This window comes from Amycolatopsis coloradensis (assembly GCF_037997115.1).
GTDB lineage: Bacteria > Actinomycetota > Actinomycetes > Mycobacteriales > Pseudonocardiaceae > Amycolatopsis > Amycolatopsis coloradensis_A.
On the sequence record NZ_CP150484.1, the window covers coordinates 1728453 to 1749181 of the forward strand.

21 protein-coding genes are annotated in these 20729 nt (G+C 68.8%); 15 read left to right on the forward strand and 6 right to left on the reverse strand.

Going from position 1 to position 20729, the window contains the following annotated elements; translation table 11 throughout:
• The first annotated feature begins 17 nt into the window (after nt 1-17).
• From purB to LCL61_RS07970, 7 genes are all read left to right on the forward strand, one after another.
• Nucleotides 18-1448 carry an adenylosuccinate lyase gene (gene purB / locus LCL61_RS07940; RefSeq protein ID WP_340686238.1) on the forward strand — a complete coding sequence of 477 codons (1431 nt, stop codon included), beginning with the start codon at nt 18-20 and terminating at the stop codon, nt 1446-1448.
• Nucleotides 1449-1611: 163 nt separating this feature from the next.
• Complete coding sequence (locus tag LCL61_RS07945; RefSeq protein ID WP_340686239.1) at nt 1612-2439, forward strand: transporter substrate-binding domain-containing protein; 828 nt, start codon at nt 1612-1614, stop codon at nt 2437-2439.
• A gap of 47 nt (nt 2440-2486) precedes the next feature.
• A complete protein-coding gene (locus tag LCL61_RS07950) occupies nt 2487-3260 on the forward strand; it encodes an ABC transporter substrate-binding protein (protein ID WP_340686240.1) in 774 nt (257 codons plus the stop codon).
• 8 nt (nt 3261-3268) lie between these two features.
• The gene (locus tag LCL61_RS07955) at nt 3269-4051 is read left to right on the forward strand and encodes an ABC transporter substrate-binding protein (protein ID WP_340686241.1); all 783 of its coding nucleotides are present in this window, start codon (nt 3269-3271) and stop codon (nt 4049-4051) included.
• Entirely contained in the window at nt 4052-4810 is a 759-nt protein-coding gene (locus LCL61_RS07960) for an amino acid ABC transporter permease (protein WP_340686242.1), read from the forward strand.
• Nucleotides 4807-5547 (forward strand): amino acid ABC transporter ATP-binding protein, encoded by a 741-nt coding sequence (locus LCL61_RS07965; RefSeq protein ID WP_340686243.1) that lies wholly within the window; start codon nt 4807-4809, stop codon nt 5545-5547. The genes LCL61_RS07960 and LCL61_RS07965 overlap by 4 nt, the downstream gene beginning before the upstream one ends.
• A gap of 111 nt (nt 5548-5658) precedes the next feature.
• Nucleotides 5659-6546: an MOSC domain-containing protein gene (locus LCL61_RS07970; RefSeq protein WP_340686244.1), complete on the forward strand. Its 888-nt coding sequence runs from the start codon at nt 5659-5661 to the stop codon at nt 6544-6546.
• Here the strand turns inward: LCL61_RS07970 and LCL61_RS07975 are convergent.
• A complete protein-coding gene (locus tag LCL61_RS07975) occupies nt 6429-7235 on the reverse strand; it encodes an SAM-dependent chlorinase/fluorinase (protein ID WP_340686245.1) in 807 nt (268 codons plus the stop codon). The genes LCL61_RS07970 and LCL61_RS07975 overlap by 118 nt on opposite strands.
• 35 nt (nt 7236-7270) lie before the next feature.
• Between LCL61_RS07975 and LCL61_RS07980 the strand changes: the two genes are divergently transcribed.
• The 4 genes from LCL61_RS07980 (at nt 7271) to LCL61_RS07995 (ending at nt 10857) form a co-directional block, all read left to right on the forward strand.
• Entirely contained in the window at nt 7271-8152 is an 882-nt protein-coding gene (locus LCL61_RS07980) for a phosphoribosylaminoimidazolesuccinocarboxamide synthase (protein WP_340686246.1), read from the forward strand.
• Nucleotides 8153-8210: 58 nt separating this feature from the next.
• Nucleotides 8211-8918, forward strand: coding sequence for a DUF2334 domain-containing protein (locus LCL61_RS07985; protein WP_340686247.1), 708 nt, complete (start codon nt 8211-8213; stop codon nt 8916-8918).
• Complete coding sequence (locus LCL61_RS07990) at nt 8915-9646, forward strand: TetR/AcrR family transcriptional regulator (protein WP_340686248.1); 732 nt, start codon at nt 8915-8917, stop codon at nt 9644-9646. The genes LCL61_RS07985 and LCL61_RS07990 overlap by 4 nt, the downstream gene beginning before the upstream one ends.
• Nucleotides 9647-9717: 71 nt before the next feature.
• Nucleotides 9718-10857 carry a DUF418 domain-containing protein gene (locus tag LCL61_RS07995; protein WP_340686249.1) on the forward strand — a complete coding sequence of 380 codons (1140 nt, stop codon included), beginning with the start codon at nt 9718-9720 and terminating at the stop codon, nt 10855-10857.
• On the opposite strand, the gene LCL61_RS08000 is transcribed toward LCL61_RS07995, so the two are convergent.
• Together LCL61_RS08000 and LCL61_RS08005 are read right to left on the reverse strand one after the other, a co-directional pair.
• Nucleotides 10854-11489 carry an MBL fold metallo-hydrolase gene (locus tag LCL61_RS08000; protein ID WP_340686250.1) on the reverse strand — a complete coding sequence of 212 codons (636 nt, stop codon included), beginning with the start codon at nt 11487-11489 and terminating at the stop codon, nt 10854-10856. The genes LCL61_RS07995 and LCL61_RS08000 overlap by 4 nt on opposite strands.
• Before the next feature lie 33 nt (nt 11490-11522).
• On the reverse strand, nt 11523-12467 hold the full coding sequence (locus LCL61_RS08005) for an ArsR/SmtB family transcription factor (RefSeq protein ID WP_340686251.1): 945 nt from the start codon (nt 12465-12467) through the stop codon (nt 11523-11525).
• Nucleotides 12468-12528: 61 nt separating this feature from the next.
• Between LCL61_RS08005 and LCL61_RS08010 the strand changes: the two genes are divergently transcribed.
• Nucleotides 12529-13671 carry an MFS transporter gene (locus LCL61_RS08010; RefSeq protein WP_340686252.1) on the forward strand — a complete coding sequence of 381 codons (1143 nt, stop codon included), beginning with the start codon at nt 12529-12531 and terminating at the stop codon, nt 13669-13671.
• Between the two features lie 33 nt (nt 13672-13704).
• Nucleotides 13705-15207 carry an aldehyde dehydrogenase family protein gene (locus tag LCL61_RS08015; RefSeq protein ID WP_340686253.1) on the forward strand — a complete coding sequence of 501 codons (1503 nt, stop codon included), beginning with the start codon at nt 13705-13707 and terminating at the stop codon, nt 15205-15207.
• Between the two features lie 161 nt (nt 15208-15368).
• Here LCL61_RS08015 and LCL61_RS08020 read toward each other — a convergent pair whose 3' ends face one another.
• Complete coding sequence (locus tag LCL61_RS08020) at nt 15369-16949, reverse strand: GMC family oxidoreductase (RefSeq protein ID WP_340686254.1); 1581 nt, start codon at nt 16947-16949, stop codon at nt 15369-15371.
• Between the two features lie 103 nt (nt 16950-17052).
• A complete protein-coding gene (locus tag LCL61_RS08025) occupies nt 17053-17826 on the reverse strand; it encodes a hypothetical protein (RefSeq protein ID WP_340686255.1) in 774 nt (257 codons plus the stop codon).
• A 66-nt stretch (nt 17827-17892) separates the two neighbouring features.
• Here LCL61_RS08025 and purS point away from each other — a divergent pair, with 66 nt between their 5' ends.
• Both purS and purQ read left to right on the forward strand, forming a co-directional pair.
• Nucleotides 17893-18132: a phosphoribosylformylglycinamidine synthase subunit PurS gene (gene purS, locus LCL61_RS08030; RefSeq protein ID WP_007032538.1), complete on the forward strand. Its 240-nt coding sequence runs from the start codon at nt 17893-17895 to the stop codon at nt 18130-18132.
• Nucleotides 18129-18806: a phosphoribosylformylglycinamidine synthase subunit PurQ gene (purQ, locus tag LCL61_RS08035; protein ID WP_340686256.1), complete on the forward strand. Its 678-nt coding sequence runs from the start codon at nt 18129-18131 to the stop codon at nt 18804-18806. The genes purS and purQ overlap by 4 nt, the downstream gene beginning before the upstream one ends.
• Before the next feature lie 139 nt (nt 18807-18945).
• On the opposite strand, the gene LCL61_RS08040 is transcribed toward purQ, so the two are convergent.
• A complete protein-coding gene (locus tag LCL61_RS08040) occupies nt 18946-20673 on the reverse strand; it encodes an ABC transporter ATP-binding protein (RefSeq protein ID WP_340686257.1) in 1728 nt (575 codons plus the stop codon).
• Between the last annotated feature and the right edge of the window lie 56 nt (nt 20674-20729).

Consider the following 20729-nt stretch of genomic DNA (forward strand, 5'->3'; position numbering starts at 1 on the left):
CCGGTTAGTCTGGCCGCGTGACGGACAAGCCCCGCATCCCCAACGTGCTCGCCGGCCGCTACGCCTCGCCTGAGCTGGTCGAACTCTGGTCCCCGGAACGCAAGGTCGTGCTGGAGCGCGAGCTCTGGCTCGCCGTGCTCCGTGCGCAGGCCGACCTCGGCGTCGAGGTGCCGGACGGCGTCGTCGCCGACTACGAACGCGTCCTGGAGCAGGTCGACCTCGATTCGATCGCCGCGCGCGAGCGGGTCACCCGGCACGACGTGAAGGCCCGTATCGAGGAGTTCAACGCGCTCGCCGGGCACGAGCACGTCCACAAGGGCATGACGTCGCGGGACCTCACCGAGAACGTCGAGCAGCTGCAGGTGCTGCGTTCGCTGGAGCTGGTGCGTAGCCGCGTCGGTGCGGTGCTCGCCCGGCTCGCCGCGATCGCGGTCGAGCACGCCGACACGGTGATGGCCGGTCGTTCGCACAACGTCGCCGCGCAGGCGACGACGCTGGGCAAGCGCTTCGCCACCGCCGCGGACGAACTGCTGGTCGCCTTCGACCGGCTCGAAAACCTCATCGGTCGCTACCCGCTGCGCGGGATCAAGGGCCCGGTCGGCACCGCGCAGGACATGCTCGACCTGCTCGGCGACGAGTCCACTTTGGACGAATTGGAGTCGCGGGTCGCGGCCCACCTCGGTTTCGAGAACGTGTTCACCAGCGTCGGCCAGGTGTACCCGCGCTCGCTCGACTTCGACGTGCTGTCCACCGTCGTCCAGCTCGCGGCCGCCCCGTCGAGCCTCGCGAAGACGATCCGCCTGATGGCGGGCCACGAGCTGGTCACCGAGGGCTTCAAGCCCGGGCAGGTCGGCTCGTCGGCCATGCCGCACAAGATGAACACCCGTTCGTGTGAGCGCGTCAACGGGCTCGCCGTGGTCCTGCGCGGCTACCTGTCGATGATCGGCGAACTCGCCGGCGACCAGTGGAACGAAGGCGACGTGTCCGACTCCGTCGTCCGCCGGGTCGCGCTGCCCGACGCGTTCTTCGCGCTCGACGGCCTGCTGGAGACCTTCCTCACGGTGCTGGCCGAATTCGGCGCCTTCCCGGCGGTCATCGGACGTGAGCTCGATCGCTATCTGCCGTTCCTCGCGACCACCAAGGTGCTCATGGCCTCGGTCCGCGCGGGCGTCGGGCGTGAAACCGCTCACGAGGCGATCAAGGAGAACGCCGTCGGCGTCGCGCTCGCGATGCGGGAGCAGGGGCTGGCCGAGAACGATCTCCTCGACCGGCTCGCCGCCGACGAGCGTATCCCGCTCGACCGTGGTGAGCTGGACAAACTCCTCGCGGACCGGATCTCGTTCACCGGTGTCGCGCCCCGTCAGGTGGCGGCGATCGCGTCCCGCGTTGAGGGCATCCTTGAGCGTTTCCCGGAGGCGGCGAACTACTCGCCGTCCCCGATTCTCTGACCTGTGAGGAGCCCCACCCGGGGGCGTTCACAGAGTGAGACGAAGTTACTCGATCGGGCGAAATGCCTAATCTCGATCGCTGAACCCGGAGCGCCAGGCCGCCCATGAGGCGGCCTGGCGTGTTTGTATCGCGCCTTGCGCGCCGAAACCCACGGAAGAAGCGATGAGATCCACGCTGTCGAAAATCGTCGCCGTCGTCACAGCCGGAGCGGCCACCCTCGCCCTCGCCGCCTGTGGCTCCGGTGACGCGGGTGCGAGCGCCCAGAAGCTGCGGGTCGGCACCCTGACCGACGCACCGCCGTCCATCTACCTGGAGAACGGCACCTTCACCGGCTACGACAACGAGCTGCTGCGCGACATCGCGAAGCGCGAGGGCTTCGAGGTCGAGTTCGTCGGCACCGAGTTCGCCGGCCTGCTCGCCGCCGTCGCCTCCAACAAGTTCGACATCGGCAGCTCCACGATCTCCACCACCGAGGCCCGCAAGAAGACCGTCGCGTTCAGCAACGGCTACAGCACCGGGTTCACCACGATCCTCACCAAGAAGGGCGCGTCCCTCAAGGACGTCGGCGCTTTCAACGGCAAGCGGCTCGGCGTCGTGCAGGCGTCGGTGCAGGACGACTTCGCCGGCGGCAAGGTCCCGGGCGCCAACGTCGTCCGCTTCCCCGACTACAACGCCGGTTTCGCGCAGCTCAAGGCGGGCAGCCTCGACGGCTGGGTCGTGCCGAAGGACATCGGGCAGAAGTACATCGACCAGAACCCGGACGTGCCGCTGGAGTTCGGCTACACCGTCGAGACCAAGGACACGCCGTCCGCGTTCGCCGTCCGCAAGGACAACAAGGAACTGCTGAAGAAGCTCAACGACGGCCTCGCGAAGGCCGTGGCGGACGGCACCGTCGCCCGCCTGCACGCTCAGTTCTTCAAGACCGAGCCGCTGCCCAAGGAACTCGAAAAGGGCGGCCCCGGCCTGCCCGTCCAGAACGCGGGGGTCTGAAAACCATGAAGACGACACCAAGGGTTCGGGACATCAGCGGGCGGCCTATGAGGCAGTCCTTGCTCGCCACGCTGGCCGTGGGTCTCGTCGCCGTCCTCGCCGCTTGTGGTGGCGGCGAGTCCTCCACCGAGAAGACCCTGCGCGTCGGGACACTGAGCGACGCGCCGCCGAACATCTACGTCGAGAACGGCAACTACACCGGCTTCGACAACGAGCTGCTGAAGGCCATCGCCGCCAAGCAGAACCTGAAGCTCGAGTTCGCCTCGACCGATTTCTCGTCGCTGCTGGGCCAGGTCGCGAACAACCAGTTCGACATCGGCAGCTCGGCCATCGCGCAGACCGACGAGCGCAAGAAGAACGTCGACTTCTCCAGCCCGTACAACTTCGAGGTCATGAGCATCCAGACCAAGGACGGCTCGCCGATCACCGAGGAGAAGGGCCTGTCCGGCAAGCGGGTCGCGGTCATCCAGGCGACCGTCGGCGACAAGTGGCTCACCTCGACGGTGCCCGACGCGCAGGCCGTGCGCTTCCCGGGGTACGCCCCGGCGCTGGCCGCGCTCAAAAGCGGCGCCGTCGACGCCTACATCCTCGACCAGGCGATCGCCGAGACGAACGTCAAGGAGAGCGCCGACGTGAAGCTCAAGGTCGTCAAGTCCTTCACCACCGACGTGCCCCACGGCTTCGCGGTGAAGAAGGGCAACGCCGAGCTGCTCACCAAGATCAACGAGGGCCTGAAGCAGGTCATCGCCGACGGCACCTGGGTCAAGCTGCACGAGAAGTTCCTGCCGACGGCCCCGGTCCCGGACCAGTTCAAGGCGTGAGGATCACGATGAAGAAGTCACTCGCCGCCGCTGTCGGTGCTGTCCTCGTGGCGGTACTGGCGGCGTGCGGTGGAGGAGAGAACTCCAGTACAAGGCCGCTGCGCGTCGGCACGCTCAGCGACTCGAAACCCAACGCCTACCAGGAAAACGGCGTGTTCACCGGGTTCGACAACGAGCTGCTGAAGGCCATCGCCGCGCACCAGAACCTGAAACTCGAGTTCGTCTCCACGGAGTTCTCGACCCTGCTGAGCCAGGTCGCGAACGGCAAGTTCGACATCGGCAGCTCGGGGATCTCGCAGACCGACGAACGCCGCAAGACCGTCGACTTCTCGGCGCCGTACAACTACCAGTCGCTCGGTATCGAGGCCCGCGAGGGCACCGGTATCACCGACGAGAACTCCTTGGCCGGTAAGCGGATCGGGGTCGTGCAGGGCACGGTGTCGGACAGCTGGCTGGCGGCCAACGCGCCCACCGCGCAGGCCGTCAAGTTCCCGCAGGACGCCGCCGCCCTCGCCGCGCTCAAATCGGGCGCGATCGACGGCGCGATCTTCGACCAGGCGACCGCCGAGGAATACGCGGCGAAGAACCCGGACGCGAAGCTCAAGGTGGTCAAGGCGATCACCACGACCATCCCGCACGGGTTCGCGGTCAAGAAGGGCAACACCGAGCTGGCGGGCAAGATCAACGCCGGGCTCAAGGCGGTCATCGCCGACGGCACCTGGGAAAAGGTGCACCAGCGCTTCGAGCCGAACGCGCCGGTGCCCGCGGAGTTCAAGGCCGGGCAGAAGTAAGTGGACGATTTCCTCAACAGCTTTCTGAACTGGGAGTACATCTGGGAGGTCTTCCCGGACCTCCTCGGGACCGGTCTGCTGAACACGCTGATCCTGTCGGTGTTCTCGGCGCTGATCGGCACCGTGCTCGGCATGCTGCTGGCCACGATGGGCCTCTCCGGCAAGGCGTGGCTGCGCTGGCCCGCCAGGGTGTACACGGACATCTTCCGCGGTCTGCCCGCGATCCTGACCATCCTGGTGATCGGACAGGGCGGCGGGATCCTCATCCCGTCGTTGTCGCGGAACCCGTACCCGCTGGGCATTCTCGCGCTGAGCCTGATCGCCGCCGCGTACATCGGCGAGATCTTCCGCGCCGGTATCCAGAGTGTCGAAAAAGGACAGATGGAGGCCAGCCGCGCGCTGGGCATGAGCTACACCAAGGCGATGACGCTCGTCGTCATCCCGCAGGGCGTGCGGCGGGTGCTGCCCGCGCTGGTGAACCAGTTCATCGCGCTGGTGAAGGACTCCAGCCTGGTGTACTTCCTCGGCTTCCTCGCCGAGCAGCGCGACCTGTTCCGCATCGGGCAGGACCTCGCGGCGAACACCGGAAACCTGTCGCCGCTGGTCGCGGCGGGTGCGGTGTACCTGGTGATCACCGTGCCGCTGACGCATCTGGTCAACTACATCGACAAGAAGCTCCGCACCGGCAAGAAGATCCGGGTCGACGACGAGGGCGGCGAGCCGGAACTCCTGAACACCGGAAAGGTGCCGATGCCATGACGTCCGCCGTACGTTCCTCCAGCGTCGAGCTCCGCGACATCCACGTCTCCTTCGGCACCCTCGAAGTGTTGAAGGGTGTGAATCTCAAGGTCGAGAAGGGCCGCACTACCTGCATCATCGGCCCGTCCGGCTCCGGTAAGTCGACGCTACTGCGCTGCGTGAACCGCCTCCAGGAGCCCGATTCCGGCGACCTGCTGCTGGGCGGCGAGAGCGTCATTTCGTCCGACCCGGACGCGCTGCGGCAGCGGGTCGGCATGGTGTTCCAGCATTTCAACCTGTTCGGGCACCGCAGCGTGCTGGACAACATCACGCTGCCGCTGCGTAGCGTCCGCAAGCTCGGCAAGGAGGAAGCGGCGGAGATCGCGCAGGCCCGTCTCGCCGAGGTCGGCCTCGCCGACAAGGCGCCGTACCGGCCGAGCGCGCTCTCGGGCGGGCAGCAGCAGCGGGTCGCGATCGCGCGGGCGCTCGCCATGGAGCCCGAGGTCATGCTGTTCGACGAGGCGACCAGCGCGCTGGACCCGGAGCTGGTCAAGGGCGTCCTCACCCTGATGGCGGGGCTGGCCGAGCGCGGCCTGACGCTGCTCGTGGTCACCCACGAGATGGGTTTCGCGCGTGGCGTCGCCGACGAGGTCGCGTTCATGGACGAGGGGAAGATCGTCGAACAGGGTGCTCCGGAGGCGATTTTCGACGCTCCGCGGAGCGAGCGTTTGCAGCGGTTCCTGTCGCAGGTGTTGTGAGGAGCCGGCGAGCAAGGGCGGCGGTGGCGTGGTGGGGCACGTCTCGTGAGTGGTAAGGACGGTTCTAACCGTCCTTACCACTCACGAGGCCTGAGTCGTTAACCTGCGGCTATGGCGAGAGTGGCGAAGCTGGTCTATTACCCGGTCAAGGGCTGCGCCGGGACGGCGGTCGAAACGGCCGACGTCACCCCGGCGGGCCTGCGGTTCGATCGTGCCTGGATGGTCGTCTCCCCGGAGGGTGAGTTCCGCAGCCAGCGGAAGCATCCGGTGATGGCCGCGATCCGGGCCGAGGTCCTGGACGACGGCGCCCGTCTGCGACTCGCCGCTCCCGGCGTCGAAGATCTCCTGGTCGAGACGGTCACGGACGGACCGCGGCATCCCGCGGCGACGTTCACCTGGCAGGGCAAGGGCGTCCACCAGGGTGACGAGGCCGCCGAGTGGTTCTCCACCGTCCTCGGCCTGCCGTCGGTGTTCGTCGGGCTCGCGCCGGAACACGAGCGCGTCACCAACGGCGAGATCCCCGGCACCGCGGCCTTCGCCGACGCGCACGCGATCCTGCTGACCTCCGAGTCCTCTTTGGACGGTCTTAACGAGCGCATCGCGTCGCGCGGCGCCGAGGCCGTGCCGATGGACCGCTTCCGGCCCAACATCGTCGTCTCGGGCTGGCCGGAACCGCACCGCGAGGACGACGTCCGTTCGCTCACCGCCGGTGGCCTCGAACTGGGGTACGCCAAGGTCTGCGTCCGCTGCACGGTGCCGATGGTCGACCAGGAGACCGGTGAGAAGGCCGGTCCGGAACCGATCCGTTCGCTCGCCGACTACCGCCGCGAGCCCGAGGGCGGCGTCTCGTTCGGGATCAAGATGGCGGTGACCGGCCCTGGTCAGGTGTCCGTCGGCGACGAGGTGATCGTGCACTCCTGGGCAGGCCCCAGCCCGAGCACGTCCGACGCCGAGCCGCCGTTCACGGCGACCGCGAGCCGTCCCGCGGAATCGGTGTAGAGCACGTTCCGGCCCGGTGGCACCGTGCCGAAGGTGTCGCCGACCAGCGCTTTCACCAGAACGTGTTCGCTGCTGACGGAGACCGTGCCGGACAGCCCGGCCAGTTCGAGGTCGGCGGGGCTCGCGGCGAGCTGGACGTTGCCGAAGTGGTCGACCGTGAGCACCTCGGCCACCAGCTTGCCGGGGAACACCGCGACGAACGGGTCCGGCAGGCGCACGAGATCGTCGACGCGTGGCCCGAACTCCTCCGGGGCGACGCCGAGCGCGAGATGCGCCGCCGCGGGGGCGAAGACGTCGCGTCCGTGGAACGTCGACGAAGTCACCGGAAGGTGGTACTCCGGGGCCGCGAGTTCGTACGCCGCTATCACCCCGCTGAGTGTTTCGGCGGCGGGAATGAGAAGTCCGTTGTCCGGGCCGACGAGCATTCCGCGCTCGGCGACCACCACGACACCGCGCCGCGCCGTGCCGACGCCGGGGTCCACGACGGCGAGATGGACCGACTCCGGCAGATACGGCGCGGTCTGGGCGAGGACCTCGGCGCCGGTCCTGACCTGCTGCGGAGGGATCTCGTGGCTCACGTCGATCACCCGTACGGACGGCGCGATCCGCGCGATCACGCCGTGGCACGCGGCCACGAAACCGTCTCTCAGCCCGTAGTCGGTCGTGAACGAAACGCAGTGGATCGGCATGATCAGCCATCATCCTTGATCGCTAGGGTGCAGCCGTGACGACGCTCGAATACCCGAAGATCGCCGCCGGCAAGGTCCGTGAGCTCTACGCCGTCGATGACGAGCATCTGCTGCTCGTCACTTCGGATCGGATCTCCGCCTACGACGTCGTCTTCGACACGCCCATCCCGGACAAGGGGCGGGTGCTCACCGCGATGAGCGTGTTCTGGTTCTCCCTGCTCTCCGATGTTCTCCCCAACCACCTGGTCTCCTACGCAGACGAACGCATCCCCGCCGAGGTCCGCGGCCGCGCGCTGCTGGTGCGGCGGCTGGCGATGCTGCCGCTCGAAGCCGTCGCCCGCGGATATCTCACCGGTACCGGTCTCGCCGATTATCGCGCGTGCGGCAGGGTTTGCGGCGTCGAACTTCCCCCGGGCCTGACCGAGTCGTCCCGGCTCCCCGAACCGATCTTCACTCCCGCGACGAAGGCCGACCACGGCTCGCACGACGAGAACATCGCCTTCTCCGACGTCGTCGGGCAACTCGGCCGCGAACTGGCCGAGGAGGTCCGTGAGGCGACGCTGGCGGTGTATCGCCGCGGCGCGGAGTTCGCCGCCGAACGCGGCATCCTGCTCGCGGACACGAAGCTCGAATTCGGCATCGACCGCGAGGGGAACCTCGTGCTCGCCGACGAGGTCCTGACCCCGGATTCCTCGCGCTACTGGCCCGCCGGTGGATACGCGCCGGACCGCCCGCAGCCGTCGTTCGACAAGCAGCCCCTGCGGGACTGGCTCACCAGTCCCGCGTCCGGCTGGCATCGCCGGGACAGACCGGGGTCGCCGCGCCTGCCCGAGGACATCGTCGCCGCCACGCGGGCGAGGTACATCGAGTCGTACGAACGCATCACCGGCCGGTCGCTGCAGGATTGGCCCGCCTGACCTGCGGAGTTCACTCCGACGTCAGTCCGCCGAAAGCCCGGGCTGGCTCACTGGCGGGGTGGATGCACGTTTGCTGGTTTCCCTGTCCGGCGTGACCACCCGGACGTTGCACCGCTGTGCCGATCTCGCGGCCGAGCTCGACCGGCGCAGGGTCCCGTTGTCGGTGCTCTACGCCGCTCGCACCGGCGAGGGCCCCGTGACCGAGTGGGTCCGGACGCGCCGTACCCACGGCGACTCCGTCCTCCTGCACGGTTACGACCACCAGGTCCCGCCCACCCATCGTGCCGTCTACCTGGGCAAACGCGCCGAGTTCGCGGCTCTTCCCGCGCACGAGGCGCGGCTGCGGCTCATCGCGGCGAAGGCGGCGCTCGACGCCAACGGCATGGCCGTCGACGGGTTCGCGCCGCCGCGCTGGATCGCGTCCGAGGGCACTCTGCAGGCCCTGCGCGAGCACGGGTTCACGCTGTGCGCGGACTTGGTCTCGGTGCGGGATCTGGTGTCCGGCCAGGTCCAGCGCGCCAGGGTTCAGGAGTTCGGTGGGCCGAAACACCGGACGGAGACCGTCCGGTGTTTCGCGCTCGTGCTGGCCGCCGCCAGGGCCGCGCGCCGCGGCGGGCTCGTCCGGCTCGGCATCGACGCCGCGGACCTCGCCCGGCCGGGGCTGCGGCAGGCGTTCCTCGACGCCGTCGACGTCTCGCTGGAGAACCGCGCATTCGGAACCACCTACGGCTCGCTCTCGCGAACGCGGGTTAAATTGTCGGGATGACCGACGAGGGGGACGCACCGGCGACGCTGATGCGGCTCTGGCGGCGAGCGGAGCGTCCGACACGCGGCAGGCCGTCCGTACTCGGCATCGACAGCGTCGTGGCGGCCGCGGTGGACCTCGCCGATCGCGAAGGCGTCGCGAACGTGACGCTGGCGAGCGTGGCGAAGGACCTGGGCGTCACGAAGATGTCCCTGTACCGCCACATCGGTTCGAAGGCGGAGCTGCTGGAGCTGATGGCCGATTTCGCCATCGGCGATCCGCCGACGGTGGAGCCCGCCGGTGATTGGCGAGCCGAGCTGACCACGTTGGCCGAGGCCAACCGCGATGTCCTGATGAAGCACCCGTGGCTGGTCGAGCTGCCGCTCGCCGGCCCTCCTGCCGGGCCGCACGCGGTCGCGTGGATGGACGCGATCCTGCGGACGCTGCGCGACACGGGCCTCGACTGGGGTACCAAGGGCGGGATCCTGGTGCTGGTCAGCGGCTTCGTCCGCCTCGCGTGCGCGCAGGCCATCCAGCTCGCCGAGGGGCGGAAAGAGAGCGGGTTGAGTCAGGCGCAGGCCGAACAGGCCTACGGCAAGGGCCTCGCCGAGCTGATCGACCCCGGACGTTTTCCCGATGCGGTGGGTTTTCTGACCTCGGGGCTGGGTGACTCCGAACAGAACTCCGACTTCGACTTCGGTCTCGGCGTCGTGCTCGACGGCATCGCCGCGCTCGTCGACCCGAGCTGACAAAGCACCTCTCCTGTCTTTAGTATCCGTCGGACACTAATTAGTGTACGTTGGATACTAAAGGGGGAACCATGACATCGACACCGCCGAGCGAGCGAGTGCTCGCCCCGGACCTGGCCAGGGGTTTCGCGCTCCTGCTCGTGGCGCTGGCGCATACCGCGAGCATCTTCCTCGGGAACACGCCGGGCGTCGACCAGACGCCGCAGGGCCTGGAGCGGCCGTACTACGTGCTGCTGTTCGTGCTCGTCCACGCGTGCGCGCTGCCCCTGTTCGGCATGATGCTGGGCTACGGGATGGTGCAGTTCGCCGAGCGCCAGGAGGCGTTGGGGCAGCCATGGCCGCGGACGCGTGGCGTCCTGCTTCGCCGCCACGCGTGGCTGCTGGTTTTCGGCGCTGTCGACGGCGTGCTGTTCTTCTCCGGCGACGTGCTCGGCGCGTACGGCGTGATCGGCGTGGTGTTCACCCTGCTGCTTCTGAAGCGCGGCAAGGGTTTCTATCGGATTCCGGTGGTGTACCTCGGGATTGGCGTCTGCTACCTCGCCGTGCTGATGTACCTGGTGCTCACCGGCGGCTCCGGGAGCGCGCCGGTCCCCTCCGTCGAGGACGTGTCGTCCCTGGCGCCGACGTACGGCGACGCCGTGCGCGAGCGTCTCACCGAATGGCCGATGACCACGGCGGTCCTGCTGTCGTCCATCCTCTTCGTCTGGGTGGGCGCCTGGGCCGCGAAGAAGCGCATACTGGAGGAACCGAATCGGAGACTGCTCCTCTTCGGCGCGTTCGGCGGTTTCGGCGTCGCGATCGCGGGAGCGCTGCCGATGAGCCTTTTCGCCGGTGACTACGTCGGCTTCGACGAAGGAACCGCCGTGCTGGCGAAGCTGATGTACGAAGGCGCCGGTCTGTTCGGTGCGATCGGCTACGTCAGTTTGTTCGGCCTCGCCGGCATGGCGGTCGGCAAGAAGCGCCGCGGTGTCGTGGTCACCGCGATCTCCGCGCTCGGCCAGCGCACGCTGAGCGCGTATCTGTTCCAGTCGGTGGCGTGGCTGATCCTGGCGCCACCGTTCATGCTGGGACTGGGCGGCAGCACGTTCGTCGCGGCCGCCTGCGGGCTCGGCGTGTGGCTGCTGACGGTCGTCGTCGCTTACCTGATGCACCGCCGGTCGTATCGGGGACCGGCGGAGATCCTGGTGCGGAAACTCGCGTACCGGAGCTAGAGCTTCACCGGCTCCCCGACATCGAGCACCTTCACCTCGGTGCCTTCCGGGGCGAGGTTGGCGAACAGGCCGTAGTGCATCTGCGGCCGTGCGAGGACGGCTTCGTGGATCGGGACGGCGAGGCGTGGCGACACCGCACGCAGGTAGTCGACGGCCTCGCCCGCCTTGAGCCACGGGGCGCCGGTGGGCAGGCCGAGGACGTCGATCTTCTGTTCCGGCACGAAGAACGAGTCGCCGGGGTGGTAGAACGCGCCGTGGTCGACGAGGTAGCCGACGTTCGGGATCACCGGGATCTCCTCGTGGATCACCGCGTGCTCGCCACCGACGACGTTGATGCCGCTGGAACCGATCTCGAAGGCGTCGCCGGGATTCGCGATCTGGAACTCGGCGCCGATCTTCCCCACCGCTTCGGCGGAACCCGGATCGACGATCAGCCGCACGCCGGGATTCGCCGCCAGCAGCGCGGGGAGCCTGTCCATGTCGAGGTGGTCGAAATGCTGGTGGGTGATCAGGACGGCGTCCAGCTCACGCTCGCCCTCGAAGCCCGCCGAGAAGGTGCCGGGGTCGATCAGGATCCGCGCGCCCTCCGTCTCCAGAAGTGTGCAAGCGTGTCCAAAATGGACAATACGCATCGGTGTTCTCCTTCGCGGTAGCTCATTTCCACCCTATGCCCGGAGCAGGGCGTCGCCAAGTTCGGTGCGCAGGTAGCGCACTTCGCGGCCGCGTCGCCGTGTGTCGAGCAGGCCCGCCGTACGCATCGCGGTGAGATGCTGCGAGACCGTCGGCGCCGAGAAACCCAGCCTGCGAGCCAGTTCCGTGGTGCTCGCGGGTTCGTTGAGCGTCGTGAGCAGCGTGGCCTTCGTCCGGCCGAGCACCCCCGCGAGCGCGCCGGGCGGACGTTCGGGGTCCGACCAGAGTTCGGCTACCCCGCGAGCCGGGTACAGCAGCGAAGGCTGCCACGGTTCCATCGTGATCACCCCGACCGAAGGCCACGCGAAGACGCCGGGGATGAGCAGCAATCCGCGTCGGTCGAGGTGGACGCGGCCGCGTTCCTTCATCTCGATCACCAGGACGTCGTCGACCAGTCGCACGCGCGGGTGGATGTCTTCGAGTACCAGCGCGATACCGCCGGCGGCCAGGCGTCGCGAGCGTTCCTCGATGTCGGCGACCAGGAATCGGCGCATCCGGGGCCAATGTGGCTCGACCAGTTCGGTCCAGGCGATCTCCATCTGGCACGCCAGCAGATCCCTTGCCTCGGCGGGATCTTCCGGCAATCCGCTCAGGTCTGCGTCTACTTTGGACAGTTCATGTGCGACCTGCTCCGGCGCCGTACGGCGGATTTCGGCGAGCTGGGCGGACGCGGTGGTCTCCGGGCCGCTCGGCGGCGGGCTGAGGAAATCGGTGATGTAGTGCCGCGCGCTCATCACCTTCGCGAAGCCGTCGATGGGCAGGTCCGGCAGTTTCGCGGCGGCCTCGCGCAGCCACGGCAGGTGACTCGGATGCCCGCGCCGCCCGAGCAGCGTCTGCATCGCGCCCATGGTCTCGTCGAGCGGGGAGATGCCGAAGCGGACGCGGTTGGCGCTCTCGGCGGTCAAGACCAGCTCGATCATCTGATTAGGGTATTCCCTAATCAATGGTTTCGGCCAGACCGGGTTCGGCAGTGTTCGTGGCATGACGTTGCTGCGTAATTCCGGGTATTGGCGCTGGTCGGCGGGGGTCCAGCTGAACCGGCTGCCCGCCACGATGGCGCCGCTGGCCTTCACCGTGCTGACCACCGCGGCGACCGGTTCGTACCGCCTCGGCGGCATCATGATGGCCGTCTTCGTCGCCGCCGAGATGGTCGGCGCCGTGCCGACAGGGCGGTTGCTCGACCGCGTCGGACCCGCACGCGGTCTCGTCGTGCTGCTTCCACTGGTCGCCGCGGGACTGTTCCTGCTGGCCGCGGTCGCTTCGACCGGAGCGCCGGACTGGGTGCTGCTCGCGCTGGCGATCCCACCGGGACTGGTCGCGGGCGGTTTGAACGGTGGCTTCCGGACGCTGCTCGCCGGGACGGTGACCGAAGAGGAACTGCCGAGGGCCGTTTCGATCGACGCGATGATCCTCGAAGGCGTCATCGTCGGCGGACCGCTGCTGGTGGCGCTCCTGGCGACGTCCGGCCCGGCCGTCCCTGTCCTCGCGATGGCCGTAGTCGCCCTGTTCGCGGCCCTGCTCGTGCCGCGGCGAAGCGTCCCCCGGAATCCACGAAGGACGGTCGAGCGGCAGTTGATCCCGGTCGCCGCCTGTGTGCCCTGGCTGGCGGGCCTGTTCACCGTCGGGCTCCTGCTGTCGACCATCGAGGTCGGGCTGCTGCCGCTCGTCCAGCGCCTCGGCGCCCCCGAATCGGCGACGGCGATCGTCATCGTGGTGCTGTGCGGCGCCAGCATCGGCGGGAGCGCGCTGTACGCGGCGCGGGGGAAGGCCGGCGATCCGCGGCTGTTCCTTGCCGGTTTCGTGCTCGGCGGGATCGTGGTTTCGGCGGGCTTCGGCTGGGCCGGGCTGCTCGGCGGGGTCGGGCTGATCGGGATCTGCACCGGTCCGCTGATGGCGGTCTCGTCGGTCAACCTGCAGAAGCTGTTGCCGGAACGCCGCCGGTCGGAGGGGTTCTCGCTGGCGTTCACCGTGCAGGCGTCGGGCTTCGGGCTGGGCTCGCTGGCGATCGGGGTACTGCCGGTCTGGATGGCCCCGCTTCTCGGTGTCCTTGCGGCCGTCGTCTCCTGTGCGATGCTGGTGGCACGCCCCAGGCGAGCTATTGGCACGCCGTCAGTAACGTCGTAGCCTGGGCTTTGAGCCGAGACACGGGAGAAGTCGATGACCGCAGTCCAGCCGAAGCCGACCGCGCACAGCGTGGGGGAGACCTTCGATTCCCTCAGCCCGGCGACCGACGAGGTCGTGGGCACCTACCCGGTGCACACCAAGGAGGACGTCCGCGCCGCCATCGCCCGCGCGAGGGACGCCGCCGAATGGTGGGCCGGGCTCGGCTACGACGGCCGCGCCGAACGCCTTCGCCGCTGGAAGGGCGTCATCACCCGCAGACTGCCGCAGCTCTGCCAGGTCGTGCGCGACGAGACCGGGAAGCGGATCGCCGACGCGCAACTGGAGAGCGTCCTCGCCATCGAGCACATCGCGTGGGCGGGCAAGCACGCGCGCAAGATCCTCGGCAAGCAGCGCCGCGCCGTCGGGCTGGTCATGTCGAACCAGGCGGCGACGGTCGAGTACCAGCCGCTCGGCGTCGTGGGCGTGATCGGCCCGTGGAACTACCCCGTCTTCACGCCGCTCGGCTCCATCGCCTACGCCCTCGCCGCCGGCAACACCGTCGTCTTCAAGCCCAGCGAGTACACGCCCGGCGTCGGGAAGTGGCTGGTCGACGCGTTCAACGAGGTCGTCCCGGAGTGGCCGGTGCTGCAGCTGATCACCGGCTTCGGCGAGACCGGCGCTTCGCTCGTCAGCGGAGGCGTCGACAAGATCGCCTTCACCGGTTCGACCGCCACCGGCAAGAAGATCATGGCCGCGGCCGCCGAGACGCTGACCCCGGTGATCATCGAGGCCGGCGGCAAGGACGCGGTCCTGGTCGACGCGGACGCCGATCTCGAGGCCGCCGCCGACGCGACCGTCTGGGGCGCGTTCTCCAATTCGGGCCAGACCTGCATCGGCATCGAGCGCGTGTACGTCCACGAGCGCGTGCACGACGAGTTCGTCGCGAAGGTCGTCGAGAAGTCGAAGGACGTGCGGGCCGGCTCGGACGCGGCCGCGCAGTACGGCCCGGTGACGATGCCTTCGCAGCTTTCGGTGATCAAGCGCCACATCGCGGACGCCATCGAACGCGGCGGGAAGGCGCTGGTCGGCGGCGTCGACGCGGTCGGCGACCGCTACGTGCAGCCGACGGTGCTCGTCGACGTGCCGGAGGACTCCGCCGCGGTCCAGGAGGAGACGTTCGGCCCGACCGTCACCATCGCCAAGGTCCGCGACATGGACGAAGCCGTCGAGAAGGCCAACGACACGAAGTACGGCCTCGGATCGGCGGTGTTCTCGAAGTCGCGCGGCCTCGAACTGGCCGGTCGGCTGCGCACCGGCATGACGTCGATCAACGCACCGCTTTCCTTCGCCGGTATCGCTTCGCTGCCCTTCGGCGGCGTCGGCGACTCGGGCTTCGGCCGGATCCACGGCCCGGAAGGCCTGCGCGAGTTCGCCCGGCCGAAGGCCGTCGCGCGGCAGCGGTTCACCGCGCCGATCGTGCTGACCTCGTTCTCCCGCAAGGAAAAGACCGACGTGCTGGTGGCGAAGCTCATTACGGTGCTGCACGGCAAGCGCTGAGCCGCCGCCGGTCAACCCTCGTGTGCGATGAAGGGGCCTTTCATAGCAGAATTTGCTACCACGCCGGCGGCCGGCATGGCGTCCTTCACGGTGGCGACNTCATAGCAGAATTTGCTATGAAAGGCCCCTTCATCGCGCTTGTGAGGGCGTGAAAGGACCGGTCACGAGGCCCGGATGAGGTCCGCGGCCTTCTCCGCCACCATGATCGTCGGCGCGTTCGTGTTCCCGCGCGGCACCACGGGCATCACCGAAGCGTCCACCACGCGCAGCCCCTCCACCCCGCGCACCTTCAGCGACGGGTCGACCACGGCGTTCTCGCCCGTCCCCATCGAGCAGGTCCCGACGGGGTGGTACAGCGTCTGCGTCCTCTCGCGCACGTAGTCGGCCAGTTCGCCGTCGGTCAGGTCGTGCCGCTCCGGCAGGAACGGCTTGTCCAGATACCGCGCCAGCGGGCCGGACTTCCCGATCTCCACCAGGGCGCGCAGTCCGGCGAGCATCTTCTCCATGTCCACGGACTCGGCGTAGCACGCCGGGTCGATTTCGGGCTTCCACAAGGGATTCCCCGACTTCAACCGCAGTCGTCCCCGGCTCGCGACGTTCACGAGGGTCGCCGCCGACGTGAAGCCCGACACCGTCGGCTCGTGCATCCCGTTGTCGTAGAACAACGTCGGCGCGACGTGGATCTGCATGTCCGGCGGTGAAACACCGTCCGCGGCGGGGAAGAACGCGCCCGCCTCGCCGATGTTCGAAGTCAGCGGGCCGCGTTTGGTGAGCTGGTACCGCACCAGGCCGCCCGGTGTCGCCGCGTCCACCAGGTCGGTGGTGCCGCGGGTCGACCAGATGATCCCGCAGGCCGGGTGGTCGTGCAGGTTGCCGCCGACGCCGGGAAGCGCGGCGACGACGTCGATCCCGTGCTCCCGCAGGTGTTCCGCCGGACCGACCCCGGAAAGCATCAGCAGTTGCGGCGAGTTCACCGCACCGCCGCTCAGCAGGACCTCGGTCGACGCGCGCACCGTCGTCTCGGCGCCTTTGTCCAAATAGGACACACCGACGGCACGGGTGCCTTCGAAGACGACGCGGGTGGCTTGCGCATGCGTCCGGACCGTGAGGTTCGGGCGCGACAAGGCCGGCCGCAGGTACGCGTCGGCCGTCGACCAGCGGCGGCCCTTCTTGCACGTCACCTGGTAGACACCGGCGCCTTCCTGTGACTCGCCGTTGAAGTCGTCGGTGCGTTTGAGACCCCAGGCGACCGCGGAATCCACCCAGGCATGGGACAGCTCGTGGGTGAAGCGACGGTCCTCGACGTTCAGCGGCCCGTCGGTGCCGTGCAGTGGCCCGCCGAGCCGCTGGTTCCCTTCCGCCCGTTTGAAGTACGGCAGGACGTCGTCGAAACCCCAGCCCTCGGCGCCGTGCCCGTCACGCCAGCCGTCGTAGTCCGCGCGGTTGCCGCGGATGTAGATCATCGCGTTGATCGAAGAACAGCCGCCGAGCGTCTTCCCGCGCGGCCAGTACAACGTCTTGCCGGTGTGCTTCTGCTCGACCGTCTCGTAGTTCCAGTCCCACTTCGTCTTGAACAGGCCAGGGAACGCGGCGGGGATGTGGATCTCGTCGGCGTCGTCCTCGCCGCCCGCTTCGAGCAGGAGCACCCGCGCCGACGGATCCTCGCTCAGCCGGTTCGCCAGTACGCATCCCGCGCTGCCCGCGCCGACGATCACGTAGTCGAAGGAGTCCTGATCGGCCACGGTGCCTCCTGCTGCTCGCCCGGTGTTGACGCCCCGTCAAAGGGCTCATCTTGGCCCAACGCCCGCGCTCCGAGCATCCCCCAGTCGAAGGATCGGTGCGAGCTCAGTCGGAGTCGGGGGAAAAAGAAGCCACGCAGGGGCCACCCTCGGCATCATCCTCGGTCTCGACCCGGCCAGGCTTCTGGACGCCGTCGACTTCACCGGTGAGGTGCAGGATCGTCTGCTCGGCGGTGGCCAGCACGTCGGCCTTCTCGACGGTGTACCTCGCCTCGCCGTGGATGATCTGCTGCACGCCGTCGCGGGTCGTGTCTGGCACCTTCCCGCACAGCACGGACAACGCCGCCGGGATGTCGCGCGCGTTGATCGCGTCGACGAACTTGTTCCCCGCCTCTTCCCCGGTCTTGACGTCGGGCCGCGGCGACGGCTTCGTCTCGATGCCCGGCAATGGCTCGGGCTCGCCGCCGATCTTGGCGTCGCGCACGCACCAGCCGCCCTCGCCGGGGATCATCGCGATCCCGACGGTCTGGCCGCCGGTGGTGAGCGCGGCCGAGTACTCCTGCGGCGCACGCTGGCGCGCGGGCGTGCTGAGCTGTGCGCCTTCGGAGACGGCCATGACCTGCTCGAAGGTGTAGGACCGCTTCGAGCGGATCGGGCACCAGAGCGAGCTGACACGATCTTCGCCGACGCCGTTCGCGAAAGACTGGCTCAGCTGCTCCGGCGTCGCGCGCGAGGTGGTGTCGGCCTTGGCCTTGAAGAACCCCGGCGTCACGAAGCCGGTGAACGCGACACCGCCCGCGATCAGGACGAAGACCAGCGCCAGCGTGATCCAGAGCCAGGCCTTCGACTTCTTCGGCGGTGTGTACTGCCCGTAGGTCATGCGGCAACCGTAGTGAAGTAGGCTCTGGCGGTACCCACGACCTGCGTGAATAAGGAGCAGCCTGCCGTGGCCCGAGTCGTCGTCGACGTCATGCCCAAGCCCGAAATCCTCGACCCGCAGGGCCAAGCCGCGCTCGGCGCCGCCGGTCGTCTCGGCTTCACCGGGATCGCCGAGATCCGTCAGGGCAAGCACTTCGAGATCGAGGTCGACGACTCCGTCGACGACGCGACGCTCGAAAAGATCGCCGAGGGTTTCCTCGCGAACCCCGTCATCGAGCAGTGGACCATCAAGCGGGTGGACGCGTGAGCGCCCGCATCGGGGTCATCACGTTCCCCGGCACGCTCGACGACGGTGACGCGGCCCGCGCGGTCCGCTACGCCGACGCCGAAGCCGTGCCGCTGTGGCACGCGGACGAGGACCTGAAGGGTGTCGACGCCGTCGTCGTCCCGGGGGGCTTCTCGTACGGCGACTACCTGCGCGCCGGCGTCATCGCCCGGTTCGCGCCGGTGATGTCGTCGGTGATCGAGGCCGCCCACAAGGGCATGCCGGTGCTGGGCATCTGCAACGGCTTCCAGATCCTGTGCGAGGCCGGGCTGCTGCCGGGCGCGATGATCCGCAACGCGGGCCTGCACTTCATCTGCCGTGACCAGTGGCTGCGCGTCGAGAACAACGACACCGCGTGGACCACCCGGTACGACAAGGACGCCGAGATCCTCATCCCGATGAAGAACATCGACGGCTGCTTCGTCGCCGAGCAGGCCACTCTCGACGAGCTTGAGGGCGAGGGCCGCGTGGTGTTCCGCTACGTCGGCGGCAACCCGAACGGCTCGCGCAACGACATCGCCGGGATCCGCAGCGAGAACGGCCGCGTGGTCGGGCTCATGCCGCACCCGGAGCACGCCATCGACGCCCTCACCGGGCCCTCCGACGACGGGCTCGGCATGTTCTACAGCGCCGTGGACGCCTTCGTCTCCGCCTGACCCAACTGACATGAAGGACTCCTTCATCGCAAAATTCGCGAGGCCCGGGAAGACCTGCTTCCAGGCGTTNGCCTGACCCAACTGACATGAAGGACTCCTTCATCGCAAAATTCGCGATGAAGGAGTCCTTCATGTCACGTCAGGAGGCGGCGGCCACCAGAGCCGCGTAAGGTCCACCTGCGGCCAGCAGCTCCGCGTGCGAACCCAGCTCGGTCACCCGGCCGCCCTCGATGACGGCGACCCGGTCCGCCGCGGCCGCGGTGTGCAGCCGGTGCGCGATCGCGATCACCGTGCGCCCTTCGAGCACCGCGCTCAAAGACCGCTCCAGCTCCCGCGCCGAACCCGTGTCCAGCAGCGACGTCGCCTCGTCCAGCACCAGCGTGTGCGGGTCGGCCAGCACCACCCGCGCCAGCGCCAGCTGCTGCGCCATCGCCGCCGGGACGGCGACCGCCCCGGCCCCGACCTTCGTGTCCAGCCCGTCCGGCAGGCTCGCCACCCACTCCGCAGCGCCGACCGAGGCCAGCGCGGCCAGCAGCCGGTCGTCGGTCCAGTCCCCGGCGGGCAGCGTGAGGTTGTCCCGCAGCGTCCCCGCGAAGACGTGCTGCTCCTGCGTCAGCAGCAGGACCTCGCCACGCAGGACGTCGTCCGGCAGCGTCGACACCTCCGCGCCGCCGATGCGCACCGAGCCCGACGTCGGCGCCGACATCCCGGCCAGCAGCCGTCCCAGGGTCGACTTGCCTGCACCGGAGGGCCCGACGATCGCCAGCCGTTCCCCGGCGGGGACTCGCAGGTCGATCCCGTGCAGCACCTCGCGGTCCGCGTTGTAGCCGAAGCGCACGTCGCGGACCTCGATGTCCTGGCCGCGCGGAGTCTCCGAGGCCGTCTCCGAAGACGGGGCGGGCCGCACGCCCAGCAGCCGCCGCAGCGAAGCCCCGGCGACCTGCATGTCCGCGAGCCAGAACAGCGCCTCGTTCAGCGGGCCGGTCATGACCTGCGAGTACAGGAGCATCGCGGTGATCGTGCCGAGCCCTTCCCAGCCGTTCGAGTAGGCGAGCAGGCCCAGCCCGAGCATCACCGGCACCGGCAGCACGTAGCTGATCTCCAGCGATGGGATCCAGCGCATCTGCAGCGCCCGGATCTTGCGCTCGCCCAGCATCGACGCGTCGAGGCCGTCGTGCCCGGTCCGGATCCGGCGGCCGGTCAGGCTCAGCGCCTCCGCCGTCCGCGCGCCCTCCGCCGTCTCGTGCGTGGTGGACTGCAGCTCGGACCACTTGTCGAGCATCCGCCGCATCACGTCGGGGATCCGCCGCTGGTACCAGATGTTCACCGGCACCAGCAGCGGCAGCGCGACCAGCAGGCCCAGCGCCAGGAACGGCGACGTGATCACCATCGCCACCACGGTGAACACCACCGTGACCGCGGCGATCAGGATTTCCGGCGCGCCGAACCGCACCGCGTGGTCGATACGGCTGACGTCGGTGGTCGCCCGGCTGAGCAGGTCACCGGTGCCCGCGGCCTCGACCGTCCCCAGCGGCAGGTTCAGCGCGTTCCCGACGAACTCCTCGCGGTTGCGCGCCAGGATCCGCTCACCGAACACCCGCGCGCGGAGCCGGGCCAGGCCCTTGAACCAGGCCTGTGCGCCCAGCACGACCACGAACGCGACCGCGAGCCAGGTGATCGTGGTGGTCGTCGTACCTTCGACGACCTCGTCCACCAGCGCACCCAGCAGCCTCGGCCCGGCCAGCCCGATCGCGGTCGCGACGCAGAACAGGCCGAGCATCACGGAGAACTCGCGCTTGTTGGCCCGCGCGGTCTCCTTGATCCACCGTCGAACGTCCTTCTTGTCTGCCAGCGGCAGCTTCTTCATGCTGTCATTTCCTTACCCCCGGGGTGGCGGTCAAAGGCGGGCGCGGCGGGTCCGTC

Coding starts and splice junctions, on each gene's coding strand:
- LCL61_RS07945 (WP_340686239.1), top strand. CDS start 1,612: ATGAGATCCACGCTGTCGAAAATCGTCGCCGTCGTCACAGCCGGAGCG.
- LCL61_RS07950 (WP_340686240.1), top strand. CDS start 2,487: ATGAGGCAGTCCTTGCTCGCCACGCTGGCCGTGGGTCTCGTCGCCGTC.
- LCL61_RS07955 (WP_340686241.1), top strand. CDS start 3,269: ATGAAGAAGTCACTCGCCGCCGCTGTCGGTGCTGTCCTCGTGGCGGTA.
- LCL61_RS07965 (WP_340686243.1), top strand. CDS start 4,807: ATGACGTCCGCCGTACGTTCCTCCAGCGTCGAGCTCCGCGACATCCAC.
- LCL61_RS07970 (WP_340686244.1), top strand. CDS start 5,659: ATGGCGAGAGTGGCGAAGCTGGTCTATTACCCGGTCAAGGGCTGCGCC.
- LCL61_RS07975 (WP_340686245.1), bottom strand. CDS start 7,235: ATGCCGATCCACTGCGTTTCGTTCACGACCGACTACGGGCTGAGAGAC.
- LCL61_RS07990 (WP_340686248.1), top strand. CDS start 8,915: ATGACCGACGAGGGGGACGCACCGGCGACGCTGATGCGGCTCTGGCGG.
- LCL61_RS07995 (WP_340686249.1), top strand. CDS start 9,718: ATGACATCGACACCGCCGAGCGAGCGAGTGCTCGCCCCGGACCTGGCC.
- LCL61_RS08000 (WP_340686250.1), bottom strand. CDS start 11,489: ATGCGTATTGTCCATTTTGGACACGCTTGCACACTTCTGGAGACGGAG.
- LCL61_RS08005 (WP_340686251.1), bottom strand. CDS start 12,467: ATGATCGAGCTGGTCTTGACCGCCGAGAGCGCCAACCGCGTCCGCTTC.
- LCL61_RS08010 (WP_340686252.1), top strand. CDS start 12,529: ATGACGTTGCTGCGTAATTCCGGGTATTGGCGCTGGTCGGCGGGGGTC.
- LCL61_RS08015 (WP_340686253.1), top strand. CDS start 13,705: ATGACCGCAGTCCAGCCGAAGCCGACCGCGCACAGCGTGGGGGAGACC.
- LCL61_RS08025 (WP_340686255.1), bottom strand. CDS start 17,826: ATGACCTACGGGCAGTACACACCGCCGAAGAAGTCGAAGGCCTGGCTC.
- LCL61_RS08040 (WP_340686257.1), bottom strand. CDS start 20,673: ATGAAGAAGCTGCCGCTGGCAGACAAGAAGGACGTTCGACGGTGGATC.